Here is a 20,444-nt window from a genome sequence, read left to right on the forward strand (position 1 = left end):
ATCAGGCCCCCTTTGCCATTGTGCGCACGCGGTCGATGATCATGTCGACTCCAGGCACCACCTTGCGTTCAAGCGCCAGCGCGGCGGGCACGGGTACATCGGGCACCGCCAGGCGCTCGACCTGACGCAGCGCGCCGGGTCCGATCTGCTCGATCACCCGCATGCAGAGTTCAGCGCTAAGGCCGAAGCTGAGATAATCCTCGTCCACCACCAGCAGCCGGCCGGTCCGGGCGGCCGAGCGCGCGACCGTATCATGGTCGAGTGGCACGACGGTCCGAAGGTCGACAACCTCCACGGAAATCCCCTCCTGCTCCAGAACGAGCGCGGCCTCCAGTGCGTGTTCGACCATGGAGGACAGCGTGGCGAGCGTCACGTCCCGCCCCTTGGTCAGCACGACCGCGCGCCCGAACGGCACGGTATAGGCACGGTCGGGGATAGGGGTGTTATTGCGGAAATCGGACAGCTTCTTCAGCAACTGTCCCTTGTGCTCGATGTAGATCACAGGATCGTCCGAGCGGATCGCAGAAGTCAGAAGGCCGCGATAATCGAACGGATTGGACGGAGCGACAACCTTCAGCCCCGGCAGATGCGCAAACAATCCCCACAGGCATTGCGAATGCTGGGCCGCCGAGCCGATACATCCGCCCGCGGTCTTGAACACGATCGGCATCTTCTGCCTGCCACCGGACATATACGGGATCTTGGCCGCCGCATTGAAGATCTGTTCCAGGCAGACGCCGAGGAAATCGACGAACATCAGTTCGACAAGCGGGCGCATGCCGGCCTGTGCCAGCCCCACGCCCATGCCGGCGAACGCCATTTCGGCGATCGGTGCATCCATGATCCGTCCGGCGCCGAATTCGTCGAGCAGCCCCCGCGTCGCGCCGAATACACCGCCAGCCCGGCCGATATCCTCGCCGATGCACAAAACGGACGGATCGCGCCGCATTTCCCAGGCGATCGTCTCGGCGATAAGCGCCGAAAGCTGCCACCCCGAACGATCCGTAACGGCCTCGGTGGCAAGCGTGCTGGCATTCATCTTTCAGACCTCCTCGGAAAAACGATAAAGCAATGCACCTTCGGGATCCGGCTGCGGCAGTGCCATGATTTCGGCCAGCAGGTCGCGTGCCGCGGCCTTTTCCGCCGCCTCGACGGCATCGAGTTCGGAAGACGTCAGGCCAAAAGCCTCCAGGCGGTCGCGATAGAGGCGCAGGGGATCGAATTGCGCGCGAAGGTGCTGGCGTTCCTCGCGGCTGCGATATCCTTCCGGATCGCCCTCGAAATGGCCACGGAAGCGCGCGCATGTCGCCTCCAGGATAACCGGCCCCCCTCCCGCACGGATATGGCGGCTGGCCTCGGCGAACGCATCGGTCATCGCATCGACGTCGGTTCCATCCACATGCATGCCACGCACGCCATATGCCGAGGCACGTTCCGCAACCGTACGCGTGGGCGAGATCTGATCGAAGCGAATCGATATCGCGAGCGAATTGTTTTCGACCAGGACCAGAAGCGGTAGTTTCTGCGCACCGGCGATGACCATGGTTTCATGAAAAGCGCCGGTATGGCTGGAACCGTCGCCCGCTATGCCGACGGCGATCGCATCCGACTGACGCAAATGGAAGGCATAGGCGTACCCCAGAGCGACCGGCAGCGACGCGCCGACGATTCCAGTGGCGGAAAAATTATTTTCCACGTCGAAAGGATGCATATGCCCGCCACGGCCGCGACACAGACCTTCCGCCTTCTCGCAGATTTCCGCCAACAGGGCGCGACGATCCACGCCCTTTGCCAGCGCGTGGAAATGGTTGCGATGTGTGGAAACCACGGCGTCATCTCGACGCAGCGACTCCGCCATACCGACAGCGATCGCTTCCTGTCCGATGCCGACATGAAGTTCGCCATGAATGACATTTCGCCTCAATGCCTCAAGGCAGGCGTCGTCGAAACTGCGAAACCGCCAGAGGCGACGATAGCGCTCCAACCGCAGCGTCTGATCCTGCTCAGTCATACAAGTTCCTCCAGTTCGATCGTCATCCCGCCGGGGATCGAAAGATAAACCGAGCGCCCTTCATCGAATTGCGTGATCACGCCGCGCGCACGGGCCCCCAGGCGGAACGCGCGCGCCATGGCGTCATCGAGCTGGGGAACCGAGAAAGAAAAGTGAGCGTGCGGAAATGAAGCGCGCGGCAGCCTTCCTGCCTCGATCAGTTCGAGTGCAACCGGAATTTCCGGCCCGGCAAGCTGGGAAAGCAGGCAGCGATCCACCGCGTGTCCAGTCATCCGCGTGAAGGCGTCGGTAATGTCAATGCGGTCGAGAAGCGGCGTGAGACCGAACATCGCGCACAGAAAAGTCTGTGCCGCCTCGATATCATCAACCGCAATGGATGCATGAAGCAGGGCCACGCACAAATCCCTCCCCGGTCAGATTGGATACAATCATTCATCGCATTCAAAATGCTCTTGTCAACAATTCATTTTCGCGCATATGCTCCACTTGCCCGACCCAAACAGTGGTCTTCTGCAACGAAGAGTGCTGCTATTACAAAACGTTGATGCAAAAGGGCGAAAGGACGGATGGTTTTGGCCGCAACCGATGGTCACAGTGCGCAGACGTTGGTCTATCTCCATTTGCTGGAGAAGATCCGCTCCGGTCAGTTGCCGGGGGGAACCCATATCGTCTCTGCAACCGTTGCGGACGAGTTGGGGGTCAGTCGCATTCCCGTAAGGGAAGCGATCCGGCAACTGGCGACCGAAGGCTTTCTGCAACTCCGATCGAACCGGGGGGCTATCGTCACGAGCCTGAGCCGTGAACAAATTGTCGAATTATGTGAGATCCGTTCCGTTCTGGAGGGGCTTGCCATGGTGCATGCCTCGACCCAAATGAAGCAGAGAGAATTTGCCGAAGCGGAACTCGCCCTTCAACGACTGGCAGCCGCAGGCAGCGACATAGACTGGTTTGTGCGGGCGCATGAGCAGTTTCATGACGTGTTCCTGACCAATTGCGGGCGCCCGCAATTGGTAAACGAAATCAAGCGACAATATACGGTATTCGAACCGTATTTAAGAATAAACCTACGCAGATCGCCGACTGCTCTAAAAAACACGGTGGCAGAACATGCCGATCTTCTCGAAGTTGTAAAAAAAGGCGGCCAATCTGTAGTTGAAACTTCAACAAGGCAGCATATCATGCGTATGGATCTTCAGGAAATACTGAACGGATTCACCTAATGGTAAAAATATTGTTCTTTTTACCTCCATAATGTTTCTACATCAAAACAAAACTCCAGAAACCAGAGGCGGCCATGTACGCCTGCTGAGATAATACTTTCGTCCGGATCCAGATGTTCAACACATCGAGAATGTGTTTTCCCATCTTCTATTCTTCATGAAATACAAAATACGACAGAAGGAGTTAAGCGCAATGCTGTTTCGTCATTGTATGAACAGGCTGCTGTCGAAGAATAACCTTCTTCTCTGCACATTCCTGTTCGGAGATCTGGCCGTCTTAGTACCCTCCATCCATGCCGAGGAGAGGAAACCGGTCCCGTATTACGATGCGCGTAAGCCCCAACGTATCGCGAAACAGGCAAATATGGCAGGTAACATTGCGAAACCGCCTGCCGGCGAGAGCATAACGGTCGAGGACTCCCAGAATAAACGCGGCCGCGGCGGCGGCATGATGCGCGTCGAAACCGAGCCATATGCAATTCAGACAGTAACCAGGGACTATATCGAAACTCGCAATCCGACCAGTACCGCCCTCGACCTGATCAAGAATCTACCCAGCGTCAGTGTCTCCACGCCCGATACGTCCGGCATGCAGGGGGGGCGCATTCAGAGTCGCAGTCTCACTGATGACGACATGGCCCTGCTGGTCGACGGTGCCTCGGCCACGACCGCCGCCTACCTGGCTGAAAATATCGATTCGGAGAATCTCGACAGCGTGAGCATGATGCCAGGCTCATCCGCGATCGATCTGCCGACAACGACGGCCGCGGCTGGCGTACTGAACGAAACTACGCATACGCCATCGCACAAATTCGCCGTCCTGACTGATTTTTCCTACGGCACGAATAATCTTTCGCGAGAGTTTCTGCGTCTCGAAAGCGGCGATATCGGAAATTCCGGTGTGCGGGGTTATCTGTCATTTTCCAACACGCACGCACGTTCCTGGATGGGGGCCGGCATCAACCAGCGCCATCACCTCGATTTCGGCGTACGCAAGGATTGGACGAACGGATCGCTCGCCAAATTGTTCATGTCCTGGAACAATGAAGATTTCGTCGTGGATAATTATCCGACGGTCGGCCAGTTCCTACAATACAAGCATACCGGGAACGGCTACGGCCGGATGCCTGGGATCGACTCCGCCGGCAATGATTCCTGGAAAAATAATGTCAATCACTGGAACAATATCTTCATCAACGCGCCGATTCACATTGCCCTGACACGAAAAATAGCGTTCGATCTCCACCCCTATTACAATTACGGACTGGGCTGGAGCAGCTGGTCAGACGGCTTCGCGGGTCTCGACAATGGATATACCTACCGTTCCGGCGCACCAGTTGCCGCTGGCACCCCGTTGTCGGGCCAATATATCGGCAATGGCGACCGGCGCGTCGGCGCCACTGCCAAGATCGGTTACGATATCGATCGACACAATCATTTCGAGTTCGGGTATTGGTATGAAAACCATGACTATACAGAACATGTGGCCGAAAGTGCGACCTTGTCCAACGGGGCGAGCCCGAATCCGGCAAATCAGGAATATCAGATCTATTCCAATGGTTCGCGCATCTATAGCGGGGACAGAACAGGATATGAAATACAATCCCTGTTCGTCCAGCATACGGCGAAATATTTCGAAAATCGTCTTCTGGTGAATGCTGGATTCAAATATATCATGGACAATCAGTGGTACGTCACCTATCCCGGTCGCAGCAGGCTCGGCCAGAACCTGACCGCACCGCTGCCGCACCTTTCCATTAGCTATCAGATCAATAGCCACCACCAGCTTTACATCAATGCGGAAGGCGATTTCCGCCAGCCGTCACCTTCTGCCGTTGCAAACAGCGCTCTGACGGGACAGCTTCCTAAAAATCAGTATTCCATAAAGGAAGAGCTCGGATACCGGTATCACGATGATTATATCGTAGCCGATCTCGACCTGTTCAACTACAACATTACCAATCGACTTCTGAGCACCTATATCGGCTACAATCAAACCGGCGTTGTCAATGCGGGCAATCAGACGGCTCGTGGTTTCGATATCATGCTCGCGACCCAGCCGATTCATGGTTTCAGCCCGTACGTGTCGTTCGAATATCTGAATGCTCGCATGGATACGGATATCGCGGCCGAGGATAGTCTTGGAAATCTCACAGCTTTTCATACCAAGGGTAGGCAGGCCCCGCTTTCTCCACATGCGATGGCGAATTTTGGCCTTACCTATTCATATAAAGGTTTTTTCGCAAACGGCACTGTCCATTATACGGGACCGCAGTCCGTGACCATTGCCGGCGACCAGCGTATTCCCGGCTATGTGACAGATACGCTGTCGCTGGGGTATCATTTCAAGCCGTTCTGGCGCGCCCAGGCTCCAACGATCCGCCTGAACTTCACCAATCTGACGGGTTCCATTGTACGGACGGGGGTAGTCGGTGTCGGAACGAATCTGAATGCGGTGCGCCTGGTGAACGGCAATTATTCCGCCACCGGATCTGGTGCCCAATTCTATGTCGAGCCGCGATTCAGTATGACAGGCACGATCTCCACGTCATTCTGACAGGCTAACCTTGAAATATACCGAATTTCATGGATATTTCCAATTCCGGCGCACGGGAGGTCATGTTCCAGCACCGATCAACATTCACACCATCCAGATCCTGGCTGAGGCGAGGTGAACGAAGCCGAGGAAATGGATGGTGCGTCGATCATATCGGGTAGCGAAGCGTCGGAAGTGCTTGAGGCGGTTGAAGCACCGCTCGATACGATTGCGTAGCCTGTAGGCGATGGCATCGTGCGAGATGATAATCTTGCGGGTCGGGTTGCAAGGAATGACGGCTTCTGCACCCATCTGAGCGATGAGGGCACGTAACGCATTGCTGTCATAGGCTTTGTCGGCAATGACGGCCGCCCCTTCCTGACCCGCGAGCAGGGCCGGCGCCTGGGTGACGTCGCCAACCTGACCAGCCGTGACAACGAAGCACAGCGGGCGGCCCAGCGCATCGGCCAGCATATGGATCTTGGTCGTCAGACCACCTCGAGAACGCCCCAGCGCCTGATCTTTGGCCCCCCTTTTCCGCTCGCGGCCTGCTGATGGGTGCGAACGATGGTTGAATCGAGCATCAGATACTGATTGTTCCGATCGGCCGTCAGCGCCGCGAAGATCTTTTCCCACACCCCGGCATCGCACCAACGGCTGAAGCGGCGATGCACTGTCTTCCACTTGCCATACCGCGCGGGCAGATCCTTCCAATGCCCACCAGAGCGCAGAACCCAAAGGCAGCCGTTCACGAACATGCGGTTATCCGTTCCGCTGCACCCCGCATCTCCAACTTTGCCAGGGAGCAAAGGCTACACTCCGCTGCCATTGCCCCTTGTTCAACTCGTAACGCTTGATCCCCATCCCACGTTCAGTGTTCCAACACCGTACCCTATGAATCACTCTTTCCAAAAGAGGGGAATCCTGAATGTCGATCGGTCCTAGAAGGTGTTATGTATTTTTGTGCGTGATTGGTTCAGTAATGCTGGATGACGCAAGTTCGGAAGCCGTATCCCTCTGACGTATCAGCCGAAGAATGGTCGTTGGTTGTTCCGTATTTGCTTCTGATGCGAGAGAACGCGGAACGGCGGCGGCATGATTTGCGCGAACTGTTCAACGAGTTGCGCTACGTGATCCGCTACGGGATTGCCTGACGCGCCATGCCGAACGATCTGACGCCCTGGTCGGCGGTCTATCAGCAATCCCGCCGCTGGCTGGAGGCTGGCTGCTTCGAAGCACTGGCATCTGACCTGCGGGCTGTGCTGCGCATGGCCTCCGGCCGCAAGGCCGATCCCACGGCGGCCATCCACAACAGCCGAACCTTGCGTTCGACAAAGGGCTCAAAACTGCATATGGGGCCGTGGACACGTTCGGCCATCTGCTGGCCCTTCACGTCACACCAGCCAATCGGGACGATCGCGTCGAGGTCGGACGCCTCGCCGCCACCATTCAGGAGGTGACAGACGAAAGCGTCGAACTGGCCTATGTCGACCAGGGATGTACGGGTCCAAAACCAGACGAGGCGGCCCGCACGCACCGTATCGCGCTTGAAGTCGTCAAGTTGCCCCAAGCCAAGCGCGGCTTTGTCCTACTGCCGCGCCGATGGGTCGTAGAACGGTCTTTCGCATGGGCGGAACTGGCCAAGGTTCCGTCGGCAAAGCCGATGGAATGCCAGTGGAGGGCACACGATGCCGCAGACTCGTCAAGGATTACGAGCGCTACGCTTCCACGCTCGCAAGTCTCCATGTCATCGCTTTCGCATGCTTCATGCTCAGAAACGCCGCTACACTCGCTCACGGTGCATAACCCGCTAGAAAACTGGGGGGCTACTCACAGAGCTGCTTGAGCGGCCCTTGACCACGACATGAACTTGCGGAGGAACGGTGTTGAAAATGGTTCACCGGCCGGCTAAGCCGATCAAGGCAGGGAAGCGCGATTCAATCCCGCTTCATCAAGGCTAGCGATCGTATCCAGCGGGCCGTGGCAATGCTTCCTATCAGCAACGCGGACAATGCCAAAAAGACCCCACTGACCGGATGACGTATCAGAATCGATAGATCACCATGCGATAGGAGCATGGCCCGGCGGAAATTTTCCTCCAGCATCGGCCCCAAGACAAAGCCAAGCAAAACCGGTGCGACGGGGATATCCAGCACCAGAAGCACGGAACCGATAATGCCGAAGGCCAGGACTTCCCAGACATGGAACAGGTTGTTCTGCGTCGTGTAAGTCCCGATGGCGATGAAGAAGATGGCACTGGGGAAAAGATAGCGGTACGGAACGCGCAATACCCTGATCCAGATCCCGATCAGCGGCATGTTAAGAACCATCAGCAGAACATTACCGATCCAGAAACTCGCGATCAGCCCCCAGAAGACTTCGGGGTGGTCGGTGATCAGTTGCGGACCAGGTTCGATACCCTGAATCAGCAATGCGCCCAGGATCAGCGCCATCATCGCATCGCCTGGAATACCCAGGCTCATGGTCGGGATAAAATCCACCTGTGTCTTGGCATGCGACGCGGCCTCAGGGGCGGCAATGCCTTGGGCCATGCCGGTTCCGAAACGCTCGGGATGACGGGAAAGGCGCCGTTCCAGGGCATAAGCGACGAAGGTCGTGATCGTCGGTCCGGTACCGGGCATGGCGCCAAACAGCGTCCCGATCAATGTCCCGCGCAAGGCCGCCGGCAGGGCTTGCCTGATCTCCGTGCGCGACGGCCACATGTCACGAAACGCCAGCGACAGCGGTGCGAGCGGTGGACGTGGCTTGTTGGCATGTAATATGAAATCGGCGATCCCGAACAGTCCCATCGCCAGTGCCACCAGTTCCAGCCCATCGGCCAAGTTGAACGTGCCGAAGGTATAACGCATGGTGCCACTTTCCGCATCCATGCCGACCATACTGAACATCAGGCCCAGCAAGGTCGCGGCAATACCTTTCAATGCCGGCCCGCGCGACATGGTCGCACCGATCAGCAGGCCCAGCAGCATGATCGAAAACATCTCCGGCGCGCCAAATGTATCGGCGAGGCGAACCAGAACTGGCGACGCGACGATCATGACAAGAATGCCGACGGACGCTGCCAAGAACGACGACAGCATGGCAATGCCCAGTGCGGTGCCCGCCTTGCCGCGCAGCGTCATGGGATAACCGTCAAGGCACGTCACCGCATGCGGTGGATGCGACGGAAGGTTCAGCAGGATCGCACTGATGGCCCCACCATACTGCGATCCGTAGAATATCCCGGCCAGCATCAGGACTGCGGCGACCGGATGCATAGTATAGGTCAGCGGCAGCAGGATCGACATGGTGGATAGCACCCCCATGCCAGGTAGCACCCCGATCAGGTTCCCGATGACAACGCCGAACAGGGACCATGCCAGGTTGTGCCACTGGAAGGCAATCGTGAAGCCATAGCCAAGATCATGGAGGGAATGGGCGATCATGCATTGGCTCCAACAGCATTATGCGTAGAACAAGGGAACCTGGACACGCAGTGCCCACCAGAAGACGACCCAGGCCACCACGGACATGATTGCCGCCAGGCCCAGTATCCTGACAGGGGTATTGGTACGGTCGCCCAGGGCCGCGATCGATACCGTCGCGACCGTCGCGGGGATCAGGCCCGCCTGTTCAATCATGAGATGGAAGACGATCAGGCTGGCAATGACGCAGGCGGCTCCGCGCCCGTCGGGTGCGACCGCGGCACCGACATTACCGTGCGAGTCACCGGGCGTTTCGACGGCCCCGACGCGCCGGGTATTCCGCCAGGCCCCCAGAATGATCAGGATCCCCGTCGCGGCCAGCAGACCCCCTATCCAGACGGGAAAAAAGCCGGGCCCCATGTCATCCAGATGTCCGACACGGTAGGCGTTTCCGATCCAGGCCGCCGTCGCGCCCGTCATCGCGACCAGTCCGCCCGCCCAGTAATCCCGCTGCGTTATCGTCACGGTACGGAACCGGCCGGCCGTGTCCCGGCGGACAGGACGGCGATCGCTTCCATCTCGATCCGGACAGGAGCAACCAATTGGGCGATGACGGTCGAGCGCGCGGGCGGATCCGCTACGAAACGCGTGGCATATGCCGTGTTGAAGGCCGAATAATCTGCGGGATCGGTCAGCCAGACCATGGTTTTCGCAATATCGTCCAACCCACAGCCATGCTGCTGGAGGATCGCGGCGATCATGTCGATGACGGCATGCGTCTGCGTGGCAATATCCTCGCCGACTGGCTTCCCCTCCGACATGGGCACCTGGCCGGATATGAACAGCAGATTCCTGCAGGTTTCGACCACAGTACTGATCGGCTGTCGCTTGCCGGCCCGTATAACAGGAGTATGTGTAATCTTCATCCGATATGGATCCCGGTTTTCTTGACGACGTCGGACCATTTCGTAATCTCGGTATTCACGAACGCCGTGCTGTCGGTAACGGAACGCCCCTCGACGGTCATACCGCGCAAGGCGAAGAACTGTGATAGATCGGGGGCCTTCACCGCCGCAACGATCTGTTGATTCAGCATGTCGACGACGGGTGCGGGTGTGGCGGCGGGCGCGAAAATCCCTTGCCAGGACAGGGACTCGAAGCCGGGGAAACCCGATTCCGCGATCGTCGGGACATCGGGATACGCCGGATGGCGCTTCTGCGACGTCACGGCCAGGGCGCGCAACGTACCGGCGCGGATTTGCGGCGCCATGACCGCGATATCGCCGAAGAGCGACTGGATCTGTCCGCTCAGCAGTGCCTGCATCGCCGGCGCGCTGCCATGAAAGGGAACATGCACCAACCGCAAATCCGCAGCCTGCGCGAACATGGCCCCGGTCAGGTGCATCGACGTACCATTCCCAGGCGATCCGAACGTCATACTGTTTTGGTTCTTCCTGCTGGAATCGATATAATCTTCCAGATTCTGGATCGGCTCATGCGCGTTGACGACCAGGATCAACGGCGCGCTGACGATCACGCTGATCGGTATGAAATCGTGCCGCGGATCGAAGGGCAAACTCGTATAGAGCGAGGCGCTGATGGCGTTGGTGCCGGTGACGCCGAACAGCAAGGTATAGCCGTCGGGTCGGGCATGGGCGACGTAGTTGCTGCCGATGATTCCGCCTGCGCCGCCGCGATTCTGAACGATGACGGACGCACTCAGCGAAGACGAAAGCTTTTCCCCGATACGCCGCGCCAACAGGTCGGTCGATCCGCCGGGGGGGAAGGGTACGATGATCGTGATCGGCTGCTGCGGAAAATCGGCAGCCAGCACGCCGGCCGCTCGTAGCATCCCCGTGGCCATGGTCGCGCTGGCCAGGAACAGGCAGCGTCGCCGCATCAGTATGGGGTGTCTGGTCATGTTCCGATAGCCTTCCCATTACACGGCCGCACCGCGTTGCGCCGTACGTCACCAGACGCGATGGGCGGGGTCAATCCGCTCATGGCTGGCCACCGCGTTTCATGATATGCCAGCGTGCGGGCGAAAACGGAGCCAGGTCGATGGTCGGTGCGCGTCCGGCGATCAGATTCGCGATCTCGCGTCCTGTGGGGGCACCACCGCACATGCCGACGTGTCCATGGCCGAAGGCCAGCCAGGCATTGTCCTGGCCCGGGGCACGACCGATGACCGGCAGGCTGTCCGGCAGGCAGGGGCGGTGACCCATCCATTCCGTCGTGCGGCTGGTGTCCAGATGCGGGAACATGTCCAGCCCCCGCGTCAGCAATGCCTGAGCACGGGTATAGTTGGGCGCGGCCTTCAGTCCCGCGAGTTCGACCGATCCCGCCAGACGCAGGCCCATCGACATCGGATTGACCATCAGATTGTGCTCGACCGCCATCACTGTGTGCCGCAGCGCGAGGTTGGAACTGTTGACCGTCACATGATAGCCGCGCTGCGTCTCCAGCGGGATGCGCGTACCAAGAGCACGGGCCAGCCGTGCCGACCAGGCGCCTGCGGCAACCACGACGCCGTCGACCTCCAACAACTCGCCGTCGTCCAGGCGTACGCCCCGCACCCTGCGCCCGCTTGTCTCAAAACCGGTGACCTGACGGTGCAGATGGACGGCCCCGTCGCGCAGGCATTGCGCATGAATGGCCTTGACCAGGCGCGATGGATCGGTCGTCGCTCCGTTCTGGGGCGCCAAGATGCCGAAGCGGAAGCGTCCCTTAAGGTCGGGCTCCAGCGCTTCCAGTTCCTCCCGGCCGACATCACGCATCTCCACGCCCAGCTTGCGGCGCAGGTCCATGCCCCATTGCCATTGACTGGCTGTCTCGCGCGACGAATAGACATACAGGCACCCGTCATGACGAACCAGGTCGCGGGCGTTCGCGTGATCCAGCAACGGGTCATAGGCGTCGAAGATCGGCGTCAGCAGCGCGCGCAGCGCCGTTGCAATGCGTTCGACCTCGGCACGAGTAGAGTGACGCAGGAAACGAACGAGCCAGGGGGCCACGCACGGCAGGTACGACCAGCGCACGGTCAGCGGGCCCATCGGGTCCAACAGCCAGCGCGGAACCTTGCGCCATATGCCCGGCATACCGACAGGCAGGCATGCGCTCGGCGATAGCGATCCCGCATTGCCGAATGAACAGGCATCGCCAGCATCGCGCGGATCGACAAATGTGATGCGATGACCGTCCCTCTGAAGATAGGCGGCGGTACATGTACCCAGCACACCGGTGCCGATGACGCAAATATGCATGAAATGTGGCCTTGTCACGCCGGCCGCGCGGCGCGTCTGTCTGTCGTTAGCTGGACGGCCGCGACCGGTTGGACGGTCACTGCACGGCACGTTCTGTAATGATTGTCGTTACGATACAAACATCAGACAAACGAATTATTTTGATGAATACATAAGGCAATTTGATGCCATACCGTCTGCCGTGGCAACGTGCATTTCCAAACAGGCTCTTATTCCTCCACTGGGCGGTGAAGTTGCTCACGCATGAGCGCCAAGAATGTTTCAGCTGCCGGCATCAGGCTTCGCTCTGCCAGGCTGTAGACGAAAAATCTTCGAGAAATGGAAGGATTGATGAGTTCGACCGTGGTCGCACCCAGCGGCGCGGCAAAGGGCATGACGTAATCGGGGGCCACCGTGATGCCCACGCCGCGTCCGGCGAGCGCGATCGCCGTGGTCAGGTGACGAACATCCAGCGTGCGCGAACCGTCTTCCGCCGACGTGTCGCGCCGCAGCATGCTCATGAGATCGTGTGTGAATTCAGTCGAATAGGTGATCCAGCGCATATTCGTGATTTCATCCCATGCAACCTGCTTGCGTGCGGCCATCGGGTGGCCCTGCGCGCAAATCAGGCGCAGCGGAACCTCGAACAGAAAATCGCGCCGCACGTCGTCGTCCGTCCTGCGTTCGGGACCGATACCGATATCGACCTCTCCGCGCTTGACCATCGCGACCAGGTCATCGACCGTCGTGTCGGTGATCCGGCCGGAAATATGGGGATATCGGGTCTCGAAAGTTTGCATTACTTCGGGAATGTAGGTGCAGGCCAGCATCTGCGTCGCCCCCAGCCGAAGCGCGCCGCGTTGCAGCGTGCGGATGTCCCTGGCACCGCTGGTAATCCGTTCCAGATCCTCTTGTATCCGTCTCGCCAGCGGCAGAAATTCCATCGCCGCGGCCGTTGGCGTGACGCCGCGTCCGTGCCGGTCGAACAACGGCAACGCCATCTCCTCCTCAAGCTGGCGTACGACCATGCTGACGGCCGACTGCGTCAGGTGCATGCGTCGCGCTGCCTCGGTAAAGCTGCCGGTGTTGGCGACGGCGATGAAGGCGCGGATCTGCCTTAGACTGATATTCATCAGACTTCCTGATTGCTGCATCAGAACAACTTGTTTGCCTGATATCTCCGCGATGTCCATAACAAAGTCGAAACAGTGTGTCGGCGGATCGCGGTCCCGGGTTACGGCACCGGGGTGCCTCGCGAGGCAGGAGGATGAAATGACGCACGAAGACAAGGCCGCGACCGCCCGGCCGGTCGTGACGCGGGCCTCGCGTCGCTGGACGATCGGCTTCGATATGGGCGGAACCTATGTCGATCTGGCCGCGCGCGCATCCGATGGTACGGTGCTCGACGTCAAACGCCCCTATGATGGCGCTCCGGCGGCGTCTGTTCTGCGGGCACTGGCCTGGTTGATGGAGCATCACGGCATCGCGGCGGACCAGGTGGACAGGCTGGCGCATGGCTCGACCGTCGTCACCAACCTGCTGCTGGAACGGACGGCGCCGCCGGTCGGCGTCCTGACCACCGAGGGTTTCGCGGACGTCCTGACGCTAGGGCGGCAGAATCGCGGCGATCTGTACGCGATGGCGGTTCCCCCCCCGGTTCCGCAATCCCTGTTTCCCCGCGCGCTGCGCAAGGAAGTCGCGGGACGCATTCTGGCGGATGGCTCCGAAGCCATTTCCCTGGACGAGGCGGCGGTTTGCGCCGCCGCAAGCTTCTGGCACGAACACGGTGTCGAGGCCGTGGCCGTAGGGTTCCTCCATGCCTGCCGCAATCCGGCACACGAACAGCGTGTGCGTGCGATCTTGGCCGATTGTGCCCCGGATCTGCGCGTGTCGCTGTCGCACGAGGTAGATCCCGAACCCCGGGAGTTCGAGCGCTTCCTGGCGACCGCCCTGGATGCCTATGCCCGCATCGCGGTCGAGCATTATCTAGGCGAACTGGCGCGCGGGTGCCGCGCCCTGGGCCTGCCTGACATCCTGGTCATGCGCTCCGACGGGTTCCTGAGCCCTGCCGAAACGATCGCACAATGCCCTCTTTCGCTGGCGATGTCGGGGCCATCCGCAACCCTGGTCGGCATCGCGGCCCAGATCGAAAACGAGCCGGGGGGCAACGTTCCCCTCATCGTGATGGATATCGGCGGAACCACCACGGATATCGGCCTGATCGAGGACGGGCGTCCGCTGATCTCTTCAACGCTGACTCTTGGGCCGTTCACGCTGCGGATGCGCAGCGCGGATGTCTTCTCCGTTCCGGTGGGCGGCGGCAGCGTCGCCAGGGTGAACGCGGCGGGCGCGGTGCGCCTGGGACCGGAATCCCAGGGCGCCCGCCCGGGCCCCGCCGCATACGGGCAAGGCGGAAAGCAGGCGACGCTGACCGATGCGTTGACGGTTCTGGACCGGTTGCCCGATCGGCTGGCAGGGGAACTGGTGCTGCGTCGTGATCTCGCCGAGGCCGCGCTGGCGCCTCTTGCGGCCGTGCGGGGATGCAGCCTGACCGACATGGCCGAGGCCATTGTGGCCGCCGGCAATGCCGCGATCGCGGAAGGGATCAAGACCCATGCCTACGCTCATGGCCTGGATCCGTCGGACTGCGTCCTCGTGGCGGCAGGCGGCGGAGGCGCGCAACATGCGGCGGAAGTCGCCGACCTTGCCGGCGTGCGTCTTGTCCGCATTCCGGCACATGCGGGAATCGCGGCGGCACTCGGGCTGCTGGACGCCGGAACCGCCAGCCTTGCCGAATGCAAGCTGGATACGAGTCTGGACGATTTCATCGTGGCCGAAGAATGTGGCCGCCTGACGGACGATTCCCTGACCGGCACCGACGCATCGGTCCATTGGACAATTGCCCTGTGCTATCAGGGACAGGATGCGCCGATCGAACTGGCATTCGATCCCGCGCACGATACGCGGGAAGCGCTGGCCGCGCGCTTTGATATGCAACATGCGCGCCTGCGTGGGCATCTCCTGCCGGGACATGACCGACGGGTGCTGGGCCTGCGGCGGGTGACGGTCCCGGTCCGCCCCGCCCTCGGCACCGCGATCCCGAAGCAGGAGCGCGCGGCATCGGGACATCCCTCTCATGGACCCTGCCGGCTGGCCGAGACCACCACCACAATCTGGGTCCCGCAAGGATGGCGCGCGATACGGACGAACGGCGCATGGCACATGATGCCGGCCCCGCGCCCGGAAACCAGGAACCCCACATCGGATAAGGGACGGAGCGATGCCTGACATGTTCGATACGCGCTGGCTGGAACCGCTACGCCTGACCCTCCAGGGAATCGCCGATCGCATGCAGCACTGCCTGATTTCCGGTGCGCATTCGACCGTCGCGCGCGAAGGCGGCGATTGCGCAGCGGCGCTCTTCCTCCCCGACGGCCGCCTGCTGGCCCAGGCGCGTTCATTGCCCTTGCTGCTGGGCTCGCTGATCCCGGCGGTCGCGGCCGTGATCGAGCACTTTCCCGTCGACACGATGCGACAAGGCGATGGCTTCCTTCTCAACGATCCATGGCACGGGGGCTCCCACCTGCCGGATCTGGTCGTCGTGCGCCCGATCGTCGTCGACGGCAGAGTGGTGGCCCTGGCTGCGGCCAACCTGCATCATCAGGATGTCGGCGGCATGACCCCCGGTTCCCTGCCGCCCGACGCGCGCGAGATCTTTCATGAGGGGATGCGGATCCCGCCCGTTCAGGCGTGGCGGGATGATACCGCAGACGCTGCGGTACGGACGATCCTGCGGGCCAATTCACGCACGCCGGACCTGCTGGACGGCGATCTGGGCGCCCAATGGGCGGCCGCATGCCTGGGAGACCGTGAAATCGGCCGGCTGGTCGGCCGCCATGGCCGCAATGCCTTTCTCGAAGGGAGCGCGCGCCTGTTCGCGGAAGCCGAGAGGATGATGCGCCTGACCCTGCAATGCCTGCCCGACGGGCAGGCGCAGTGGGACGACGCCCTGGATGGCGACGGTATTGGCCAGGATCCGGTGCGGCTGCACGTCACCGTGCGAAAACATGGCGACGAGCTGGATATCGATTTTACCGGTTCGCAGGCCCAGACGGCGGGACCGGTAAATGCATCGCCGGCTGCCATGCTGTCGGCTGCGCTGTTCTTCATGCGCACCCTGGTGCCGGATGCACCGAACAATGCCGGCTGCCTGGCGCCATTACGCTTCGTCCTGCCCCCGGGGAGCGTGGTCAATCCCGATTTCCCGGCGGCGCTGAATGCGCGGACAGCAACGGTCAAACTGGCGGTCAATGCCGTGCTGGGAGCATGGTCCCGCTACCTGGCCTCCGTCGCGGGGCAGAGGGGCGATGCGCCGATGGCGAGCGCCGCCGCCAATGCCGGGGTCGCCACCGTCATTTCCGTCGGCGGCCGGCGAGAAAATGGGCGGCGTTATTTCTTTACCGAAATCATTGCCAGCGGCACGGGCGGCAACAGTATGGACAGCGGTGTCGCGGGTATTTCCAGCGATGTCAGCAATGCCCGCAATACGCCGGTCGAGATCCTGGAAGCCCGCGCGCCCGTGCGTGTCCGCGATTACGCGGTCAATGCCGGGTCGGGCGGGGCCGGCCTGCATCGCGGTGGCGACGGCGTGGTGCGGTCATGGACGTTGCTGGATGGGACCGCGACCGTATCCTATCGTGGCGAGCGCCATCTTCATCGCGCGCAAGGCCTGGATGGCGGCCGCCCCGGAGCGTGTTCCGCAGCTTGGGTGGTGCGGCGTGACGGTACGCGGCAGGATCTGCCGGCCCGCGCACGCGTGGACCTTGTGGCAGGCGACACGCTGACGGTCCGCACGGCCGGCGGTGGCGGCTGGGGCTCCCCTTCGGCCTGAGCAGGGCCATCATCGGTCCCTGCTCGGCCTCCTGTTCCTATAAGGGCTTTGAAAGAAGCCCGCGCAGATCGTGACCGGGATCGGCAATTTGGTCCGCTGGCGGCGACACGCCCGCGGCCAGAAGCTTCCGGGCCAGCATATGCTCGGCGGGCATGTTGACCGTTTCCACCGCTTTCAGACATCCGTCCGGACCAAAATGATAGAATGCGCCACGGCCGCCCTCCGGCGCACCACGCGGCACACTGCGAACACTCCCTTCGACCAGCCCGGCAGTTTGCAGTTTCATCCCGAACTGATCGGACCAGAACCAGGGCACGGTGTCGTACGACGCCTCTTGTCCCATCAACACGGCGGCTGCCGTGCGTGCCTGGTCGTGGGCGTTCTGTACGCATTCCAGCCGGATCATGCCACCAGCGAAGCGGTTCGGATGCAATGTGCAATCTCCGGCAGCGAAGATTGCCGGATCCAGGGTCTGGCATTGCCGATCGACGATGATGCCGTTTTCGCATGGAAGCCCGGCCTCCATGGCCAGTTCCTGATTAGGAACGACGCCGATCCCCAGGACCACCAGCGCGGCTGGCAGCACGCTGCCGTCATTCAGACGAACGGCTACCACCTTTCCGTCCCGCGCGTCGATTTCCGTGACACCCACGTCCGTCCGCAGTCGAACGCCCGCTTCGGCATGGCGCCGGGCGACCAGCGCGGACAGGTCGGACGACGCCGCACGGGCCAGCAGGCGCGGTGCAGCCTCGACGACCGTGACGTCATGGCCGCCCTTGCCGCGCAGGGTCGCCGCCAGTTCCAGCCCGATATAGCCGCCCCCCACGATGACCACCGGCCCGGACGCATGTTCCGCCGCCGTACGCAGACATGCGGCATCGCCCAACGATCGCAAGGCAAACACACCTTCGGGCATCGGACCACCCGGCCACGGGCGCGGCCGCGTGCCGGTCGCCAACAGCAGGGCATCATAATCCACCGTCTCACCGTCGCTCAGAACAACCTGCTGCCGTGCACGGTCTATGGCGCGTACCGCGATGCCCAGCCGGGTTACGATGCCCGACATGTCGAAGAAATCCGGCCCGCGCAATGCCATGTTGTCAGGCGCGGTACTTCCGGCCATGAACGCCTTCGACAACGGCGGACGCTGATAGGGCCAAGCAACTTCCTCACCGATCAGCGTGATCGGCCCGTCATGCCCGAGTTCCCGCAATGCCGCGACGAACTGCACCCCGGCGTGGGAAGCTCCGATCGCGACGACATGTCCGCCCATCAGAATTGCCGGTCCGGAATCTGGACCGTGAGGCCATCCATCTCCTCATTCATCGTGATCTGGCAGGCAAGGCGGCTGTTGGAACGACGTTCCGCGGCAACCCCCTCGAGCATGTCACGCTCGTCCGGCTCTGGCGGAGGCACCAGTCCGGCGAACGCCTCATCGACATAGACATGGCAGGTGGCGCAAGCACAGGCGCCCCCACATTCGGCTTCGATCCCGCGGATATTCCCCTGGATCGCCGCCTGCATGACGCTGGTGCCATTCGTGGCCTCGACGGCACGGGTGCTGCCATCCGGTAGACGAAAAATCAATCGTGTCATTATGAAATTCCATGAATTGGAAAGGGTCTGTGACAGGGACCCTCCGGAGAGGGACGAATTTTTTCTGTCTCGTTACTAAAACGATGTTGCGTCACTTTCCGGTTTCTTGCAAGCATGATGTTCGAAACGGTAAAATATGTTCGCTAATCGAACAAATGCCGATCTATATCTGAAATGGAGGGCTTGGTCGCCATGATGAGCGCCGCTCAAAACGATCTGATCACCAGGATTGGCCCGGGTGCCCCCGCCGGCACGCTGCTGCGCCACTATTGGCAGCCGGCGGCATTGGCGGTGGAACTGGAAGGCGATCGTCCCATCCGTCCAGTAAAGTTGCTGGGACAGGATTTCGTCCTGTTCCGTGACGAAAACGGCAAGCTCGGCATGCTGGATCGTGATTGCCCGCATCGTGGGGCCGACCTGGCCTTCGGCCGGCTCGAAGATGGCGGGCTGCGCTGCCCGTTTCATGGCTGGCTGTTCGATGTCGCCGGCACCTGCCTGGAAACGCCGGCGGAACCTGCGGGCAGCCGCCTGTGCGAGCGGATACGCCAAGCTTCATATCCGGTTGTCGAACGCAGCGGGATCATCTTTGCCTATCTGGGAAAAGGCGAACCGCCGGCATTTCCGGAGCTGGATTGCTTCATCGCCCCGGACTCGCATGTCTTCGCCTTCAAGGGGCTGATCGACTGCAACTGGCTTCAGGCGCTGGAGGTCGGGATTGACCCGGCACATGCCAGCTTTCTACATCGTTTTTTTGAAGACGGCGAACAGGACGAAGCCTATGGGCGGCAGTTTCGCGCCACGTCGGCCGATAGCGATATGCCGATGACGCGCGTGCTGCGCGAATTTCCGTGCCCCGAAATTCGGGTGGAAACTACCGATTACGGCCTGCAGCTGATCGCGTTGCGACAGATCGACGATGCAAGCACGCATGTAAGGGTCACCAACGTACTGTTTCCCCAAGCATTCGTAATTCCCCTGTCAGGTGAAATGACGATTACGCAATGGCATGTGCCGATCGACGATACCAGTTGCTACTGGTACGCGATCTTCACCAGCTTTACGGGCCCCATGAACAAGGAGCAGATGCGCGCGCAGCGGCTGGAACTCTACACGCTCCCCGACTATCGTCCGCGTGTCGGACGGTTCAATGATTACGGGTTCGATCCCTATGAACAACATAACCGGACCTATACCGGCATGGGTGAGGACATCAATGTCCATGACCAGTGGGCAATCGAATCGCAGGGACCGATCCAGGATCGCACGCGCGAACATCTGGGCCAGACCGACAAAGGCATCGTCGCCTATCGTCGTCTGCTGGTCGCGGCCATCGAGCAGGCTACGAACGGCCTGACCCCCAAGATGGTTCTGGACCCGGCACAGGCGGCACAGATCCAGGGCCCCTCCACGATGGACGGCGTCGGTCCGTCCGGCGAGTGGGAGCCGTACTGGCGTGCGGTCGATCAAGAACGCCGCACATCCGCGCCATGGGCGCCAAAACGCAAGACGGCGTAAGGGGTAAC

The 20,444-nt window shown here is 60.9% G+C and carries 16 protein-coding genes and 2 pseudogenes; 6 read left to right on the forward strand and 12 right to left on the reverse strand.

Annotated features, from left to right (window positions below; all coding sequences use genetic code 11):
• Position 1: 1 nt before the first annotated feature.
• From HLH48_RS16605 to HLH48_RS16615, 3 genes are read right to left on the reverse strand one after another with little or no spacing between them, the layout of a single operon-like run.
• Positions 2–1,039 (reverse strand): alpha-ketoacid dehydrogenase subunit beta, encoded by a 1,038-nt coding sequence (locus HLH48_RS16605; RefSeq protein ID WP_182998605.1) that lies wholly within the window; start codon positions 1,037–1,039, stop codon positions 2–4.
• 3 nt (positions 1,040–1,042) lie between these two features.
• Positions 1,043–2,011 carry a thiamine pyrophosphate-dependent dehydrogenase E1 component subunit alpha gene (locus tag HLH48_RS16610; RefSeq protein ID WP_182998606.1) on the reverse strand — a complete coding sequence of 323 codons (969 nt, stop codon included), beginning with the start codon at positions 2,009–2,011 and terminating at the stop codon, positions 1,043–1,045.
• Entirely contained in the window at positions 2,008–2,406 is a 399-nt protein-coding gene (locus HLH48_RS16615) for a VOC family protein (protein ID WP_182998607.1), read from the reverse strand. The genes HLH48_RS16610 and HLH48_RS16615 overlap by 4 nt, the downstream gene beginning before the upstream one ends.
• 171 nt (positions 2,407–2,577) lie before the next feature.
• Between HLH48_RS16615 and HLH48_RS16620 the strand changes: the two genes are divergently transcribed.
• Both HLH48_RS16620 and HLH48_RS16625 read left to right on the forward strand, forming a co-directional pair.
• A complete protein-coding gene (locus tag HLH48_RS16620) occupies positions 2,578–3,231 on the forward strand; it encodes a GntR family transcriptional regulator (RefSeq protein ID WP_182998608.1) in 654 nt (217 codons plus the stop codon).
• 448 nt (positions 3,232–3,679) lie between these two features.
• Positions 3,680–5,788: a TonB-dependent receptor gene (locus HLH48_RS16625; RefSeq protein WP_182998649.1), complete on the forward strand. Its 2,109-nt coding sequence runs from the start codon at positions 3,680–3,682 to the stop codon at positions 5,786–5,788.
• 84 nt (positions 5,789–5,872) lie between these two features.
• Here the strand turns inward: HLH48_RS16625 and HLH48_RS16630 are convergent.
• A pseudogene (locus HLH48_RS16630) lies at positions 5,873–6,625 on the reverse strand (IS5 family transposase).
• A gap of 131 nt (positions 6,626–6,756) precedes the next feature.
• Between HLH48_RS16630 and HLH48_RS16635 the strand changes: the two are divergent.
• Positions 6,757–7,573, forward strand: a pseudogene (locus HLH48_RS16635) (IS5 family transposase).
• Positions 7,574–7,704: 131 nt separating this feature from the next.
• Here HLH48_RS16635 and HLH48_RS16640 read toward each other — a convergent pair.
• From HLH48_RS16640 to HLH48_RS16665, 6 genes are all read right to left on the reverse strand, one after another.
• Positions 7,705–9,213, reverse strand: coding sequence for a tripartite tricarboxylate transporter permease (locus tag HLH48_RS16640; protein ID WP_182998610.1), 1,509 nt, complete (start codon positions 9,211–9,213; stop codon positions 7,705–7,707).
• 18 nt (positions 9,214–9,231) lie between these two features.
• Complete coding sequence (locus tag HLH48_RS16645; protein WP_220795168.1) at positions 9,232–9,717, reverse strand: tripartite tricarboxylate transporter TctB family protein; 486 nt, start codon at positions 9,715–9,717, stop codon at positions 9,232–9,234.
• Complete coding sequence (locus HLH48_RS16650; protein ID WP_182998611.1) at positions 9,714–10,157, reverse strand: RidA family protein; 444 nt, start codon at positions 10,155–10,157, stop codon at positions 9,714–9,716. Before HLH48_RS16650 ends, HLH48_RS16645 begins: the two co-directional genes overlap by 4 nt.
• Positions 10,115–11,113 (reverse strand): Bug family tripartite tricarboxylate transporter substrate binding protein, encoded by a 999-nt coding sequence (locus tag HLH48_RS16655; RefSeq protein WP_220795169.1) that lies wholly within the window; start codon positions 11,111–11,113, stop codon positions 10,115–10,117. Before HLH48_RS16655 ends, HLH48_RS16650 begins: the two co-directional genes overlap by 43 nt.
• Positions 11,114–11,192: 79 nt before the next feature.
• Entirely contained in the window at positions 11,193–12,455 is a 1,263-nt protein-coding gene (locus HLH48_RS16660) for an NAD(P)/FAD-dependent oxidoreductase (RefSeq protein WP_182998612.1), read from the reverse strand.
• A 209-nt stretch (positions 12,456–12,664) separates the two neighbouring features.
• A complete protein-coding gene (locus tag HLH48_RS16665) occupies positions 12,665–13,627 on the reverse strand; it encodes a LysR family transcriptional regulator (protein ID WP_182998613.1) in 963 nt (320 codons plus the stop codon).
• A 79-nt stretch (positions 13,628–13,706) separates the two neighbouring features.
• Here HLH48_RS16665 and HLH48_RS16670 point away from each other — a divergent pair, with 79 nt between their 5' ends.
• Positions 13,707–15,722: a hydantoinase/oxoprolinase family protein gene (locus tag HLH48_RS16670; protein WP_182998614.1), complete on the forward strand. Its 2,016-nt coding sequence runs from the start codon at positions 13,707–13,709 to the stop codon at positions 15,720–15,722.
• Positions 15,715–17,325: a hydantoinase B/oxoprolinase family protein gene (locus HLH48_RS16675; protein ID WP_220795170.1), complete on the forward strand. Its 1,611-nt coding sequence runs from the start codon at positions 15,715–15,717 to the stop codon at positions 17,323–17,325. Before HLH48_RS16670 ends, HLH48_RS16675 begins: the two co-directional genes overlap by 8 nt.
• Before the next feature lie 37 nt (positions 17,326–17,362).
• Here the strand turns inward: HLH48_RS16675 and HLH48_RS16680 are convergent, their stop codons facing one another.
• Together HLH48_RS16680 and HLH48_RS16685 are read right to left on the reverse strand one after the other, a co-directional pair.
• On the reverse strand, positions 17,363–18,598 hold the full coding sequence (locus tag HLH48_RS16680) for an NAD(P)/FAD-dependent oxidoreductase (RefSeq protein WP_182998615.1): 1,236 nt from the start codon (positions 18,596–18,598) through the stop codon (positions 17,363–17,365).
• A complete protein-coding gene (locus tag HLH48_RS16685) occupies positions 18,598–18,921 on the reverse strand; it encodes a 2Fe-2S iron-sulfur cluster-binding protein (RefSeq protein WP_182998616.1) in 324 nt (107 codons plus the stop codon). Before HLH48_RS16685 ends, HLH48_RS16680 begins: the two co-directional genes overlap by 1 nt.
• Before the next feature lie 192 nt (positions 18,922–19,113).
• On the opposite strand from HLH48_RS16685, the gene HLH48_RS16690 reads away from it, so the two are divergent.
• Entirely contained in the window at positions 19,114–20,436 is a 1,323-nt protein-coding gene (locus HLH48_RS16690) for an aromatic ring-hydroxylating dioxygenase subunit alpha (protein WP_182998653.1), read from the forward strand.
• Positions 20,437–20,444 lie beyond the last annotated feature (8 nt).

This window comes from Gluconacetobacter sacchari (assembly GCF_014174255.1).
Classification (GTDB): domain Bacteria; phylum Pseudomonadota; class Alphaproteobacteria; order Acetobacterales; family Acetobacteraceae; genus Gluconacetobacter; species Gluconacetobacter sacchari.

Excerpts from the sequence above, each read along its gene's own strand:
- HLH48_RS16690 (WP_182998653.1), top strand. The coding sequence starts at position 19,114 with ATGATGAGCGCCGCTCAAAACGATCTGATCACCAGGATTGGCCCGGGT.
- HLH48_RS16655 (WP_220795169.1), bottom strand. The coding sequence starts at position 11,113 with ATGACCAGACACCCCATACTGATGCGGCGACGCTGCCTGTTCCTGGCC.
- HLH48_RS16675 (WP_220795170.1), top strand. The coding sequence starts at position 15,715 with ATGCCTGACATGTTCGATACGCGCTGGCTGGAACCGCTACGCCTGACC.
- HLH48_RS16680 (WP_182998615.1), bottom strand. The coding sequence starts at position 18,598 with ATGGGCGGACATGTCGTCGCGATCGGAGCTTCCCACGCCGGGGTGCAG.
- HLH48_RS16650 (WP_182998611.1), bottom strand. The coding sequence starts at position 10,157 with ATGGTCCGACGTCGTCAAGAAAACCGGGATCCATATCGGATGAAGATT.
- HLH48_RS16660 (WP_182998612.1), bottom strand. The coding sequence starts at position 12,455 with ATGCATATTTGCGTCATCGGCACCGGTGTGCTGGGTACATGTACCGCC.
- HLH48_RS16640 (WP_182998610.1), bottom strand. The coding sequence starts at position 9,213 with ATGATCGCCCATTCCCTCCATGATCTTGGCTATGGCTTCACGATTGCC.
- HLH48_RS16685 (WP_182998616.1), bottom strand. The coding sequence starts at position 18,921 with ATGACACGATTGATTTTTCGTCTACCGGATGGCAGCACCCGTGCCGTC.
- HLH48_RS16625 (WP_182998649.1), top strand. The coding sequence starts at position 3,680 with ATGATGCGCGTCGAAACCGAGCCATATGCAATTCAGACAGTAACCAGG.
- HLH48_RS16670 (WP_182998614.1), top strand. The coding sequence starts at position 13,707 with ATGACGCACGAAGACAAGGCCGCGACCGCCCGGCCGGTCGTGACGCGG.
- HLH48_RS16605 (WP_182998605.1), bottom strand. The coding sequence starts at position 1,039 with ATGAATGCCAGCACGCTTGCCACCGAGGCCGTTACGGATCGTTCGGGG.
- HLH48_RS16610 (WP_182998606.1), bottom strand. The coding sequence starts at position 2,011 with ATGACTGAGCAGGATCAGACGCTGCGGTTGGAGCGCTATCGTCGCCTC.
- HLH48_RS16665 (WP_182998613.1), bottom strand. The coding sequence starts at position 13,627 with ATGGACATCGCGGAGATATCAGGCAAACAAGTTGTTCTGATGCAGCAA.
- HLH48_RS16620 (WP_182998608.1), top strand. The coding sequence starts at position 2,578 with ATGGTTTTGGCCGCAACCGATGGTCACAGTGCGCAGACGTTGGTCTAT.